General features: G+C 68.8%; 10 protein-coding genes. 5 read left to right on the top strand and 5 right to left on the bottom strand.

All coding sequences use genetic code 11. The features are described from left to right. The first annotated feature begins 11 nt into the window (after positions 1-11). Entirely contained in the window at positions 12-614 is a 603-nt protein-coding gene (locus tag AC1DCJ_RS14440) for a short chain dehydrogenase (RefSeq protein WP_219994890.1), read from the top strand. A gap of 327 nt (positions 615-941) precedes the next feature. Here AC1DCJ_RS14440 and soxR read toward each other — a convergent pair whose 3' ends face one another. Continuing rightward, entirely contained in the window at positions 942-1,376 is a 435-nt protein-coding gene (gene soxR / locus AC1DCJ_RS14445; protein WP_181393942.1) for a redox-sensitive transcriptional activator SoxR, read from the bottom strand. A 92-nt stretch (positions 1,377-1,468) separates the two neighbouring features. On the opposite strand from soxR, the gene AC1DCJ_RS14450 reads away from it, so the two are divergent. Then, positions 1,469-2,818 carry an MFS transporter gene (locus AC1DCJ_RS14450; protein WP_478071259.1) on the top strand — a complete coding sequence of 450 codons (1,350 nt, stop codon included), beginning with the start codon at positions 1,469-1,471 and terminating at the stop codon, positions 2,816-2,818. A 240-nt stretch (positions 2,819-3,058) separates the two neighbouring features. Here AC1DCJ_RS14450 and AC1DCJ_RS14455 read toward each other — a convergent pair whose 3' ends face one another. Together AC1DCJ_RS14455 and AC1DCJ_RS14460 are read right to left on the bottom strand one after the other, a co-directional pair. Beyond that, complete coding sequence (locus AC1DCJ_RS14455; RefSeq protein WP_320490628.1) at positions 3,059-5,008, bottom strand: esterase/lipase family protein; 1,950 nt, start codon at positions 5,006-5,008, stop codon at positions 3,059-3,061. Continuing rightward, a complete protein-coding gene (locus AC1DCJ_RS14460; protein ID WP_478071320.1) occupies positions 5,005-5,982 on the bottom strand; it encodes an Lnb N-terminal periplasmic domain-containing protein in 978 nt (325 codons plus the stop codon). Before AC1DCJ_RS14460 ends, AC1DCJ_RS14455 begins: the two co-directional genes overlap by 4 nt. Positions 5,983-6,146: 164 nt before the next feature. Between AC1DCJ_RS14460 and AC1DCJ_RS14465 the strand changes: the two genes are divergently transcribed. Beyond that, on the top strand, positions 6,147-6,560 hold the full coding sequence (locus tag AC1DCJ_RS14465) for a GFA family protein (RefSeq protein ID WP_137188768.1): 414 nt from the start codon (positions 6,147-6,149) through the stop codon (positions 6,558-6,560). A 272-nt stretch (positions 6,561-6,832) separates the two neighbouring features. Here the strand turns inward: AC1DCJ_RS14465 and AC1DCJ_RS14470 are convergent, their stop codons facing one another. Together AC1DCJ_RS14470 and AC1DCJ_RS14475 are read right to left on the bottom strand one after the other, a co-directional pair. Then, positions 6,833-9,934: an efflux RND transporter permease subunit gene (locus AC1DCJ_RS14470; protein WP_478071260.1), complete on the bottom strand. Its 3,102-nt coding sequence runs from the start codon at positions 9,932-9,934 to the stop codon at positions 6,833-6,835. Between the two features lie 4 nt (positions 9,935-9,938). Continuing rightward, positions 9,939-11,036, bottom strand: coding sequence for an efflux RND transporter periplasmic adaptor subunit (locus tag AC1DCJ_RS14475; RefSeq protein ID WP_478071261.1), 1,098 nt, complete (start codon positions 11,034-11,036; stop codon positions 9,939-9,941). A gap of 334 nt (positions 11,037-11,370) precedes the next feature. On the opposite strand from AC1DCJ_RS14475, the gene AC1DCJ_RS14480 reads away from it, so the two are divergent. Together AC1DCJ_RS14480 and AC1DCJ_RS14485 are read left to right on the top strand one after the other, a co-directional pair. Beyond that, positions 11,371-12,054, top strand: a complete 684-nt coding sequence (locus tag AC1DCJ_RS14480; RefSeq protein WP_354287172.1) for a response regulator transcription factor — start codon at positions 11,371-11,373, stop codon at positions 12,052-12,054. Beyond that, complete coding sequence (locus tag AC1DCJ_RS14485) at positions 12,032-13,417, top strand: sensor histidine kinase (RefSeq protein ID WP_478071262.1); 1,386 nt, start codon at positions 12,032-12,034, stop codon at positions 13,415-13,417. The genes AC1DCJ_RS14480 and AC1DCJ_RS14485 overlap by 23 nt, the downstream gene beginning before the upstream one ends. Positions 13,418-13,428: the final 11 nt, after the last annotated feature.

A 13,428-nucleotide genomic window follows, 5' to 3' on the forward strand; every position in this document is an offset into this window, starting at 1 on the left:
GAGCCTCCCACATGAAGATTCTTCTCGTTGGTGCCAGCGGCACCCTTGGCCAGGCCGTCGCCACGACCCTGGGCACCCATCACCAGCTGATCCGCGCCGGCCGCCACGGCGGTGACGTGCAGGTAGACCTTACCGACGATGCCAGCGTGCAGGCCCTGTTCGCCCAGGTGGGCACGGTGGACGCCGTGGTGGCCACCACCGGCAAGCTGCATTTCGGCCCGCTGGGGTCCATGACCCCGGCGCAGTTCAACGTGGGTTTGCAGGACAAGCTGCTGGGCCAGGTACGGCTGGCGCTGGCGGCCCAGCACCATCTCACGGCCGGCGGCTCGATCACCCTCACCAGCGGCATCGTCAGCGCCCAGCCGATCCGCGACGGTGCCAATGCCACGGCGGTGAACGCCGCACTGGAAGGCTTCGCGCGTGGCGCCGCCTGCGAACTGCTGCCGCGCGGACTGCGCATCAACGTGGTCAGCCCGAACGTGCTCGTCGAATCGCTAGCCGACTACGGCGCCTACTTCCCCGGCTTTGAAGCGGTCACCGCCCAGCGCGCGTCGCTGGCCTACCAGCGCAGCGTGGAAGGCGTGCAGAGCGGACAGGTGTTCAACGTGTGGTGAGGTGTGACGGCGGGCGGATGATGCGTATCGACCAACGGTCGATACCTACCGGCGGCAACGACCGAACGTTGATGAAACGGCAACGACCGAACGGATGAAACGGCAACGACCGACCGAACGAAACGCCAACGACCGAACGAAACGGTAGCTACCGACCGTTGGTCGGTAGAACGGTAGTGCCGGCCGCTGGCCGGCTCCCCGCAATGCCCGCCGGGTGGTGTATCGACCAACGGTCGATACCTACCGGATGGACCGGCATCAGATGTCTCGAGCGCGCAGCATGACGTCACCCGGCCACCAGACAACCCGCATGCCCGGTAATCCCCCTCACCCCCACCGCTGCGGTCCATCGCCCTGGTCGCCCAGCGCGTCGCCCGGGTTGGCCAGCCGGCAGCGTTTCAACGACAGGCAGCCGCAGCCGATGCAGTCGGTCAGCTGGTTGCGCAGCAACAACAACTGCTCGATGCGCTGGTCCAGCTCGCTGCGCCACAACGCCGACATCCGCGCCCACTCGGCCTTGGTCGGCGTCTTGTTCTCCGGCAACGCCGCAAACGCAGTCGCCACCGCTTCCAGCGGCATGCCCACGCGCTGGGCCACGCGGATCACCGCCAGCCGGCGCAGCACATCGCGCGCGAACCGGCGCTGGTTGCCGGCGGTGCGCAGGCTGCGGATCAGCCCCTTGCGTTCATAGAAGTGCAGCGCCGACACCGCCACCCCGCTGCGTTTGGCCACTTCGCCCACACTCAGTTCCTGCGCGATCACTGCTTGACCTCAACCATGGTTCAGGTGGCATCCTGCGTGACGCGGGGATGCGCTGCAAGCACACCCTGCCCGTCCGCTGCCTGGTATCCCGCATGTCTTCCGATGTAACCGCCGCCGCCGCGGCCCCTGCCGACGTGCCAACGCCGTCGATCCTGTCGCCCCGCTACCGCGCCACCACCATCGGCATGGTCGCGCTGGTCTCGTTGTATGGCTTCGAAGCGCTGGCCGTGGCCGCCGCGATGCCCACGGTGGCCCACGAACTGGACGGCCTGCGCCTGTACGCGCTGGCCTTCGGCGGGACCCTGGCCACCAGCGTGATCGGCATGACTCTCGCCGGGCGCTGGAGCGACCGGCTGGGGCCGGCGCGGCCGCTGTGGCTGGGCCTGGGCTGCTTCATCGCCGGGCTGCTGCTGGCCGGTTTCGCGCACACCATGCCGCAACTGGTGCTGGGCCGGCTGCTGCAGGGGCTGGGAGCCGGTGCGGTCTCGGTGTCGCTGTATGTCATGGTTGGGCGCACCTTTCCCGAGGCGATGCGGCCGCGGGTGTTCGCCGCGTTCTCGGCCGGCTGGGTGGTGCCGTCGCTGATCGGACCCGGCATCAGCGGGCTGATCGTGCAGCACCTGGGCTGGCGCTGGGTATTCCTGATCGTGCCCCTGCTGGCGGTGCCGGCGGCCCTGCTGCTGCGCCCCGCCCTGCGCGACGTGGGCGCGCCGCCGCCGTCGGCACGCAACGATGACCGCGTCATCCGCTGGGCAATCGGGGCCGCCGCCGGGGCGTTGCTGTTGTACATCGGCGGCCAGCAACAGGGCTGGACCGCGCTGGCGCTGCTGGCGCTGTGCAGCTGGAAGCTGCTGCCCACCGGCACGCTGCGGTTGCGCCGGGGGCTGCCCAGTGTGATTGCGCTGCGTGGCATCGCCGCGTCGGCCTTCTTCGGCTGCGAAGCCTTCCTGCCGCTGCTGCTGCAGCGCGAACGCGGGCTAAGCCCGCTGCTGGCCGGGGTGGCGCTGAGCCTGGGCGCGCTGGGCTGGTTCAGCGGCTCGTGGCTGCAGGGCCACCAGCAGCGGGGCTGGACGCGCCAGCAGTTGCTGGTCACCGGCGCGCTGCTGATGTGCGTGGGCATCGTGGCCACGTCGCTGGCGATCCAGCCGGCCACGCCGTTGTGGTTCGCGTTGACCGGCTGGACCCTTACCGGCTTCGGCATGGGCCTGATCTACCCCAGCCTCTCGGTGCTGACCCTGTCGCTGTCGCCGCCGGCGCAGCAGGGCGCCAATACCTCGGCGCTGCAGTTGAGCGAAGCGCTGGCCGTGGCCACCACGCTGGCGATCTCCGGTTCGTTGTTTGCGCTGTTCCTGCAGGGCAACGTGATGCTGGGCTACCTGCTCACCTACGCCATCATGCTGGTGCTGGCCGTGGCCAGCGTGGTCGTCGCCCGGCGCATCTGAAAACGGCACGCGCGTAGAGCCGGGCTCTGCCCGGCTGGACCGTGGAGCCGGGCTCTGCCCGGCTGCCTTTCCCCGCGAAGGGCAGCGGGGCAGAGCCCCGCTCTACGAGCGACCGCACATTGCCGGTCGGCCCGGTTCGACGATGAATGCACATTGCCGGTCGATCCGTTCGCCGCTGAATGCATATCCCCAACCGCGCCCGCTTTCCACCGGGCGCGTTTCAGCCGGCCGGTCCCCGCTTCACGGGTGCGTGTCGCCCACTTCCTTCAGGTCTTCGCGCAGGATGCGGCGGATTTCCAGCACGGCCTGCGGGGTTTCCTGCACGCTGTGCCCGGAGATGATCACTTTCTCCGACACCGCGCCGTCCAGGTGCGCGCTCCAGTACGGCACCAGGCCATCGTCGGACTGCTGCAGCGGCACGTCGGGTTTGCGCTGGGCGATGATCGAGTGGTACTTCAGCCCCGGCATGATCGGCAACGCGCCGGCCGCCTTCACGAACGGGTCGCTGGCCTTGAGGTTGTCGATGCTGTTGGGAATCTGCAGCTTGGTCGGCTGCGCCGATTGGCTTTCCGACTGCTGCAGGGCCTGGAACACGTCATCGAACTTGCCCAGGATGGTGATCGGCAGGCGCACCAGGCGCCCGATCAGGCGTCCCACGCGGTTGCCGGCGATGTCAGTGCCCTTGTGCGGGGCGGCGATGAAGATCGCGCGTTCCACATTCGCCTCGGCGTTGAAATGCAGCAGCGGTCCGAGCTTGGCCTGCACCCGCTTGAGGCGCTCGCCCTTGAGGTCGTAGTTGGCCAGCAGGTCGTTCCACAGCACGTCACCGGAGGACGTCACCAGCAGCCGGGCCAGCACGCCGCCCATGCTGTGGCCGATGAACACCATGTCCTTGGACGCCGGGCTGCTGCCGGTCGGGTCGAAGTGCTTGAGCGTGTTGTCGAACGCCGCGTCGATCTCGAACCGGTTCAACGCAATCGGCGCGTTGGTCGGGTAATACACCTGCCACACCTGGAAGTGCCTGCGCAGCTCGGGATCGCCCATGATCTCGTTGGCCACGTTCACCCACGCCTCCGGGCTGCTGCCCAGGCCGTGCAGCATGAAGATGATGCGGCGGTTGGGGTCCCACGGCTGCATCAGGTACATGTGCGGTTCGCCGATGCCCTCGCTCAGCCCGAACAGCGTGCGCAGCGACTGCGTGGCAAACCCCGACTGCGCCAGCCACATGCCGTAGGCGGCGGTGAAGTTGCCGGCCAGCGGCACCTTCTCGCCGTGCAGGTCCACGCTTTCGGTGGACTCGGGCGAATACACATCGAACAGCACCTGGGTGGTGTCGAGCACCTGCTGCAGACTGTCGCCCTTGAAGCGCAGCAGCGCGGTGGCGTTGATCGCCGACATCTCGCTGTACTGCGGAATCTCCGCCTTGGTGCCGTCGGCGGCTGCAATCAGCTTGGGCGGGTCCATCACCACCACCAGCTCGGCACCGAAGCCATCGCGCCGGTAGGTGCTGCGCAGGCCGGCGAAGCTCACCGACGAAGCCGACACCATGCGGGTGGGAATGCTGGGCATGCGCAGTTCATCGAAGTCCGACGTCAGCGTCCAGCGCTCGCCCGCCACCGGGGCGTTGTAGTCCTCGCCCTCCAGCGCACTCTCGCGGGCGCGCTTGAACACCACCGCCGCGGTCTGCTCGGCGGCGTAGTTGTAGTAGTCGCGCACTTGGGTCTGGCGGTCTTCGAAGGCACGGTCCGACGGCGTACGTCCGCTGAAGAACAGGTAGGCATAGGCGTAACGCGCCGCTTCCAGCCATGCATCCAGCGCCGCATCGCTCATCGGATGCTTCTCGCGGTCCTTTGGCTTGGGGCTCAGCCCCAGCGCGGTTTTCACCCACAGCTCCGACAGCGCCGACAGACGCTGCTCTTCCGGCAGCACGGCAGTGTCTACCAACGTCTTCTGGCAGGTGACCACGTCCTTGGCGCACAGGTCCTCGTCCAGCCCGACCACGCTCAGGGTTTCCTGCGACGCCGCGCTGAGCTTGCCCGAGGTGAGCACGTCGCCGCGCTTGTTGGCCAGGTAGTCGGTGGGCGCAACCTGCTTCATGGTGACCATGGCGCAGCCGCTGGACAGCAGCAGCGACAACACCACCGCCAGCAACGGCAGCAAGCGGCGGGGGAACACGTGGGGCGAGGTCATGGTGCGGTTCCTTGGTGCATGCCCGGCACGCCCTGGCGGATCAACTGCGAGAACGCCGGGTCGTTGCCGGCGGCGCGGGCGCGGTCGGTGATGCGGCCGCGCGCCTTCAGCGTGGCAAAGTCCACGCCGGGGGTGAGCACGCCCAGGTCGCGTGCGTATTCGGCGAAATAGCCCGACACCAACAGCCGGTAGTCCAGCGGCAGGCCGGGAGCGATCTGCTTGGCCAGCTCGTAGACAATGGTGGTGCAGTTGCTGGTCAGGGTGTTGTAGAACGCCGGGGCGGCGTCCAGCTTGCGCGCCTCGCCCAGGTAGGACACGAACAGGCCCTTGAGCTGTTCGCGGGTCATGCCCTGCAGGCGGTACAGGTACACGTCTTCGCCCCGCACGTTGCTGCGCACGCGGATGATGTCGGTCTCTTCGGCCGCCACCAGGGTCATTTCGAATTTGCGGAAGAACCCGCCCAGCGCCGAGAACGACTCGCCGCGCTCTTTGCGGATCTCCAGCGAGAACACCAGCTGGCGACCGTCGGCGAAGCCGAAGGAGATCAGCGTGTGGGCGATCATCGGCCCCATCCAGTACGACATCACCAGGTCGGCCGAGCGCAGCTGGTCCAGGTCATAACTGCGGCGCACCCAGTGCACGTCGTGGTCGTCTTCGCTGCGCCATGTGAAGTTGCGCACGTTGTCGAGGACCACGTGGGTGCCGTCGAATTCGACCACCTTCAGCCGTTGCGCCACGTCTTCGGCCCAGACCCGGTCCTGCCGCGGGGTGAGCAGCAGCCACCAGACGCCACACAGCACCAGCGCGCCCACGTACACCGCACCCGGCCAACGCCCTGCCCGCGCACGCGCCACGCCCACCGCCGTGGTCAGCGCAAAGCCCGCCCACGCCGCGATGGCAACCCAGCGCAGCCAGCCCGGTCCGGGCAACTGATAAGCCAACAGGCCGGTCACCCACAGCGCTGCGACCAGCATCAACAGCGCCAGCCCCCATCGTCCTGCCTTCTTCACGCGTCGGTCCATCGTTGGTTCGGGGGCGCTAGTTAGCCACAACCGCGGTGTGGGTTACATGTCCGCCTGTTCAGCTTGGGCCGGCGGCATACTGGCGGCGTCCCCATTGCGCACAGGAGGCGCTTGCGATGCCCGGTATTCATTCCATCGGCGGGGTGCCGATCCAGCGCCACCACCTGGCCCGTTGCCACTGCGGCGCGGTGGTCCTGCGCCTGCACCTGCCCGACGGCGTGCTGTCGCCGCGGCGGTGCGACTGCTCGCTGTGCCGGCGCAAGGGCGCCATCGTCGGGTCGGTGAAGCTGGCCGACCTGGAGGTCATCGAAGGCGAGCACGCGCTGCGGCTCTACCAGTTCAACACGCACGTGGCCAAGCACTGGTTCTGCGGCACCTGCGGCATCTACACCCATCACCAGCGGCGCTCATCGCCGGACGAGTACGGCTACAACCTGGGCTGCCTGGACGGGATCAATCCGTATGCGCTGGGCGAGGTGCCGGTGAGCGACGGGGTCAACCACCCCGCCGACCGGCCGCCGGCTCAGTGACTGCGTCGCCGCGCCGGGGTGCCCACTTTCTGCCAGGGCGCCATGCGGGTGCGGCCCGCGCGTGCAGGCCGCTTCAGCAGCAGTCTGCGCTGGGCGGCATCGGGCAACGGCGGGGGCGTAGCGGCCTCAGGGGCCGGGCGTGCGGGCCAGAGTCGGTCAAGCAACCACATGGCATGTCTCCGTGGGGGACGGGGAGGTGTCACGTTACCGGCGCCCCGGCATAGGCCAGGTGAGGCCGGTACGACAGCCATGTGACGGCCGCGCCGCGCCGGTTACGCGGTCGGCGCGGGCCTGCCCAGCCCCCGCACCAGCACGAAGAACAGCGGCACCAGCACGATCGCCAGCAGCGTGCCCGACAGCATGCCGCCAATCACGCTCATGCCGATCTCGCGGCGGCTGACCGCACCGGCGCCGGTGGCCAGGGCCAGCGGAATGACGCCGGCGATGAACGCCAGCGACGTCATCACGATCGGCCGCAGGCGCAGGCGCGCGCCCTGCAGCGCCGCGTCCACCGCCGAACTGCCGGCGCGGTACCGGGCCTCGGCAAATTCCACGATCAGGATGGCGTTCTTGGCCGACAACCCGATCGTGGTGAGCAGGCCCACCTGGAAGTAGATGTCATTGACGAACCCGGCCGCCGTGGTAGCCAGCACGGTACCCAGCACGCCCAACGGAATCACCAGCAGCACGGCCACCGGCACCGTCCAGCTCTCGTAGAGCGCCGCCAGGCACAGGAAAATGAAGGCGATCGACGCTGCATACAGCCACAGCGTCTGGTTGCTCGACAGCTGCTCCTGGTAGGACAGCCCGCTCCATTGCAGCTCGAAACCGGGTTCGGCGGCCACCAGCGCCTGCATGCGCTGCATCGCCTCGCCGGAACTGCGTCCTTCTGCGGCGCTGCCCTGGATTTCCATTGCCGGCAGGCCGTTGAAGCGCTGCTGCAGCTGCGGGCCGCGCGCCCAGTGGCTGCTGGCGAAACTGGCGAAGGACGCCATCTGCCCGTCACTGCCGCGCACGTACCACTGGCCGATGTCGTCGGGCACGCTGCGGTAGGGCTGATCGCCCTGCAGGTAGACGCGTTTGACCCGGCCACGGTCGAGGAAGTCGTTGACGTAGGTACCGCCCCAGGCCGCGGCCAGCGTGCTGTTGATGTCGGCCTGCGCCAGCCCCAGCGCACTGGCCTGGGCGTGGTCGATGTCCAGGTGCAGTTCGGCCTTGTCGCCCAGCCCGTTCAAGCGCACCGAGCTGAGCGCGTCGTCCTGGTTGGCCGCGCCCACCACCCGCTGCTGCGCGGCCTGCAACGCAGCGCGCCCGGCGGCGCTGCTGTCCTGCAGCCACAGTTCGAAACCGCTGGACTGACCCAGCCCACGCACTGCCGGCGGGGCCAGCACGTTGACCTTGGCATCGGCCAGCCCGCGGAAATGCGCGTTGGCCCGCGCGATGATCGCCGCGGCGGTGTTGTCACCATCGCGCTCGCCCCACGGCTTGAGCGCCAGGAAGCCCTGCCCGGCATTCTGCCCGGTGCCGGCATTGTTGCGCCCCACCACCACGAACGCCGCTTCCAGGTTCTGCTTTTCGTTCTGCTGGAAGTACTGGCTGATCTGCGCGCCCAGCGCCTCGGTGCGCGCCATCGGCGTGCCTTCCGGGGTTGAAAACTGGAACATCACCTGGCCCTGGTCTTCCACCGGCAGGAAGCCGGTGGGCATGCGTGCGTACAGGGCCACCATGGCCACGATCACCAACACGTAAAACGCCATCCAGCGCTTGGGCGCGGCCACCACGCCGCCCAGCCGCCGCCGGTACCCGTCCTGGCCGCGCTCCACGCCGCGGTTGAACCACGCAAAGAAGCGGCCCGGCGGTTTCTGTGCCGCCGATGGTTTGAGCAGCGTGGCGCACAGCGCAGGCGTCAGGGTCAGCGCGACCAACGCCGACAGCGCCATCGCCGAGGCAATGGTGATCGAGAACTGCCGGTAGATGATGCCGGTGGAACCGCCGAACAACGCCATCGGCAGGAACACCGCCCCCAGCACCACGGTGATGCCAACCAGCGCGCCGGTGATCTCGCCCATGGATTTTTCGGTGGCTTCGCGCGGCGGCAGGTGTTCCTCGTGGATGATGCGCTCCACGTTCTCCACCACCACGATGGCATCGTCCACCAGCAAGCCGATCGCCAGCACCATCGCAAACAGGGTGAGCGTGTTGATGGTGAAGCCGGCCACCGCCAGCACGCCGAACGTGCCCAGCAGCACCACCGGCACGGTGATCGCCGGAATCAGCGTGGCACGCACGTTCTGCAGGAACAGGAACATCACGATCACCACCAGCACGATGGCCTCGATGAGCGTGTGGATCACTCCCTCGATGGAGACCCGCACGAACGGCGTGCTGTCGCGCGGGTAGGCCACCTGCACCCCGGGCGGGAAGCCCGGGCGCAGTTTCTCGAGGGTGGCGCGTACCGCGTCGGCGGTTTCCAGCGCGTTCGCACCGGAGGCCAGCGTCACCGAGAAGCCCGCCGCCGGGTAGCCGTTGAGGTAGCTGCTGGTCTGGTAATTCTCCGCACCGATCTCCACCCGCGCCACGTCGGCCAGGTGCACCGCCGCGCCACTGGGCAGCGTGCGCAGGATGATCGCGCGGAACTGTTCGGGGGTCTGCAACCGCGACTGCGCGGTGACCGTGGCCGTGAGGCCCTGCGTGGGCGCGGCCGGCAACGCGCCCAGTTCACCGGCGGTCACCTGCGTGTTCTGCGCTTCGATGGCGCTGCGCACATCGGCGGGCATCAGGTTGAAGGCACGCAGCTTGTGCGGGTCCAGCCAGATGCGCATGGCGTACTGCGCACCGAACACGTTGATCTCGCCCACGCCCGGAATGCGGCTGATCGGGTCCTGCACGTTACTGACCAGGAAGTCGGATACGTCCACGCGTTCCATGCGCCGGCTGGTGTCGTACAGCGACACCACCATCAACGCATCGCCCTGCGACTTGGCCACCGTCACGCCCTGCTGCTGCACTTCCTGCGGCAGCCGGTTGATGGCCTGGTTGACGCTGTTCTGCACCTGCACCTGGGCGATGTCCGGATTGGCGCGCTGGTCGAAGGTGACCGTGATGCGCGCCTGGCCCGAGGACGAACTGGTGGAGGAAAAATACAGCAGGTGGTCGATGCCCTTGATCTGCTGTTCGATCACCTGGGTAACGCTGTCTTCCACGGTCTGCGCCGAGGCGCCGGTGTAGTTGGCGGTGATGTTGACCTGCGGCGGGGCGATGTCCGGATACTGCTCCACGGGCAGCTGGGTCACTGCAATCGCGCCGAGCGCCATGATGCAGATCGCCAGCACCCAGGCGAACACCGGGCGATGGATGAAGAAGCGCGGCAGCATGCGCTCAGCCCTTCCCGGCGGGGGCGGCGGCAGGCTTCACCCGTACCGGCATGCCGTCGGCCAGGCCCTGCGCGCCGGCCACCACCACCCGTTCGCCGGCCGCGATGCCATCCAGCACCAGCCATTGGTTGCCCACCGCGCGGGCGGTGCGGAACACGCGCAACCGCGCCTTGCCATCGGCGTCCACCACCCACGCCTGCGCGTCGCCCTTGGGGCTGCGGTCCACCGCCGCCTGCGGCACCAGCAGCGCCTGCTGGCGGATGCCCTGGCCCACCTGGCCACGCACGTACATGCCCGGCAGCAGTTGGCCGGCCGGGTTGGGGAACTGCGCGCGCAGGGTGATGCTGCCGGTGGCCTGCTCGACATCGATGTCGGCAAATTCCAGCGTGCCCGGCAGCGGGTAGTCGGTGCCGTCGGACAGGCGCAGCCGCACCGGCGCGGTACTGGCCTGCACACCGCCCTCGGCAATCGCCCGGCGCAGCGCCAGGTATTCGTTGCTGGACTGGGTGATGTCCACGTTCATCGGGTCCACCTGCTGGATCCGCGCCAACGGTTCGGCCTGGCCGGAGGTGACCAGCGCGCCCGGGGTGAACAGCGCGCGGCCGATGCGGCCGGCGATCGGCGCGGTCACCGTGGCAAAGCCCAGCCGGGTACGGGCGGTATCGCGCGCGGCCTGCGCCGCCTGCACCGCCGCAGCCGCCTGCTGCCCGCTGGCGATCGCGTCGTCCACGTCCTGGCGGGCAGCCAGCTGGTCCTTGCCCAGCGCCTGCAGCCGCTGCGCGCGCAGGCGCGCGGCCACCGCCGTGGCTTCGGCGGTCTTCACGTTGGCCTGGGCCTCGTTCAGCGCGGCCTGGTACAGCGCCGGTTCGATCTGGAACAACGGTTGCCCGGCCCGCACCATCTGGCCCTGCTCGAACAGCCGCGCCACCAGCACCCCGTCCACCTGCGGGCGCACCTCCGATTCCTGCGAGGCCACCGTGCGCCCCGGCAGCTCCTGCTCCAGCGCCAGCGGCTGGGCCTGCAGGGTCAGCACGCTCACCTCCGGCGCGGCGGACGCCGCCTTGGGTGCGTCCTTGCCGCATGCCACCAGCAGGGTGGCCATGCCGACGGCGAGCCAGGGCGCGCGCCAGGCCCGGGGCGACGGCCGGCCAAAGGCCGGGGAGGAGGAATACGTGGGGATCATCGGGTGCGGGGTTCCAGGCGTGGGGGAAGCGCTGGGCGTGCCGCCACTGCAACGGCGCACGGCCCGGGGACGTCGATACCCAAGGCAGACGTCCTGTGTGGACACGCCCGGCCAGGGCCGCAGCGGGGTTCCACGGGGCCGAATATAGAAGACGCAGCAGCGTGATCCAGCGAAGAACGCATGAAACATTTTTCATTTGCAGTGGCTGCCCCCGGTTGCGACGATGCGCGGGACCCAGCCTTCAAAGTGGCCCATGCCGCGCGTACTCACCATCGAGGACGACCTTGTCACCGCCGAGGAAATCGCCACCGAACTGCGCAGCCACGGCTTCGAGGTGGACCTGGTGGCCGACGGCGACACCGGCCTGGCGATGGCGCGTCGCGGCGACTACGCGGTGATCACGCTGGACCGCATGTTGCCCGGCATCGACGGCCTGGCGCTGGTCACGGCATTGCGGCGTGACGGCATCACCACCCCGGTGCTGATGATCAGCGCGTTGTCCGACGTGGACGAACGCGTGCGCGGGTTGCGCGCGGGCGGCGACGACTACCTCACCAAACCGTTCGCCTCCGATGAAATGTCCGCGCGGGTGGAAGTGCTGATCCGCCGCCATGGCCAGGCCAGCGTCGCCGACAACGTGCTGCGCGCCGGCGACCTGGAACTGGACCTGATGACCCGCTCGGTGCGCCGCGCCGGGCAGGAGATCGCGCTGCTGCCCACCGAGTTCAAACTGCTGGAATTCCTGGTCCGCAACGCCGGCCAGGTGGTCACCCGCAGCATGCTGTTCCAGGAAGTGTGGGGCTACCACTTCGACCCTGGCACCAACCTGATCGACGTGCACATCGGGCGGGTGCGCAAGCGCATCGAACATCCCGGCCGCGAGCAGCCGATCAAGACCGTACGCGGAACCGGCTATGTCCTCGACCCACACCCCTGAGCAATGGCGCTCCTCCAGCAGCCGCCTGCTGGGCCTGTACTGCATCCTGTTCGTGGCTTGGTCGAGCATGCTGCTCGGGGTGATGTACTGGCGCATCTCCGACTATCTCAACGACCTGTCCGAATCGGGCCTGCAGCAGCGCGCGCACCTGTTCATGACCTTCGAGGGCCCGGCGCTGGATGACGCCTTGCGCGACAGCCTCCGCTACGACCTCCACCAGGTGTACGCCTACGGCCTGTTCACTGCCGCCGGCCAACCGCTGGCCGGCCCGCTGGTGGCCGTGCCGGCCGGGCTGCCCGTCGACGGCCGCTCGCATCCGGTGGACGGCTGGGTGCTGGCCACGGGCAAGCGCGATGAACCGGGCAGCGCGCTCGGCGTGGCCACCCACGACGGCCGGGTGCTGGTGTTCGTCCGCCAGAACGGCAAGCTGACCGCGGTCAACAGCATCATCCTGGACGCCCTGCTGTGGGGCGTGTCGCTCACGGTCATTCCCGGGCTGGCCGGGTGGCACATCCTGCGGCGGCGCCCGCTGAAGCGCATCCAGCAGATCGAGGCGGCCACCAACCGCATCGTCGCCGGTGATCTGGGGCAGCGCCTGCCGGTGTCGGACCGGCGCGATGAGATCGACCGCCTGTCCAGCATCGTCAACGCCATGCTCGAGCGCATCGAGCAGCTGATGACCGAGGTCAAAGGGGTGTGCGACAGCATCGCGCACGACCTGCGCACGCCGCTCACCCGGCTGCGCGCCCACCTGTACCGCACCCGGGTAGCGCTGGACGAACACGACCCGCATGCAGACCAGATCGACAAGGCGCTGCTGGAAACCGACCTGCTGATGGCGCGCTTCGCGGCGCTGCTGCGCGTGTCGGAACTGGAAAGCCACCAACGCCGCTCGGCCTTCATCGACATCGACGTGGCCGACCTGCTGCAGGAGGTGCATCAGTTCTACCTGCCCCTGGCCGAAGAGAAGCAGCAGGTACTGGCACTGGAAATCGCACCGTCGCTGGCGCCGGTGAGCGGCGACCGCGAACTGCTGTTCGAGGCACTGGCCAACCTGCTATCCAACGCGTTGCGCTTCACCCCCGAACACGGACGCATCCTGCTGCGCGCGGTGGACGAAGGCGGCGCCACCCGTATCGATGTCATCGACAACGGCCCGGGTATCGCCCCGCAGGACCGCACCCTGGTCTACCAGCGCTTCTTCCGCGGCAACGCCGCGGCCGGGCATGGCGAAGGCTTCGGGCTGGGGCTGTCGATCGTGGCGGCGATCGTCGGCCTGCATGGGTTCCGCCTGCGTACCGACGCCAGTCCGGACGGCGGTGCCTGGCTGAGCATCCGCTGCGTGGCCGACGCCCTGCACTGACGACACCCCCA

It is taken from the genome of Stenotrophomonas sp. 10N36 (genome assembly GCF_056395005.1).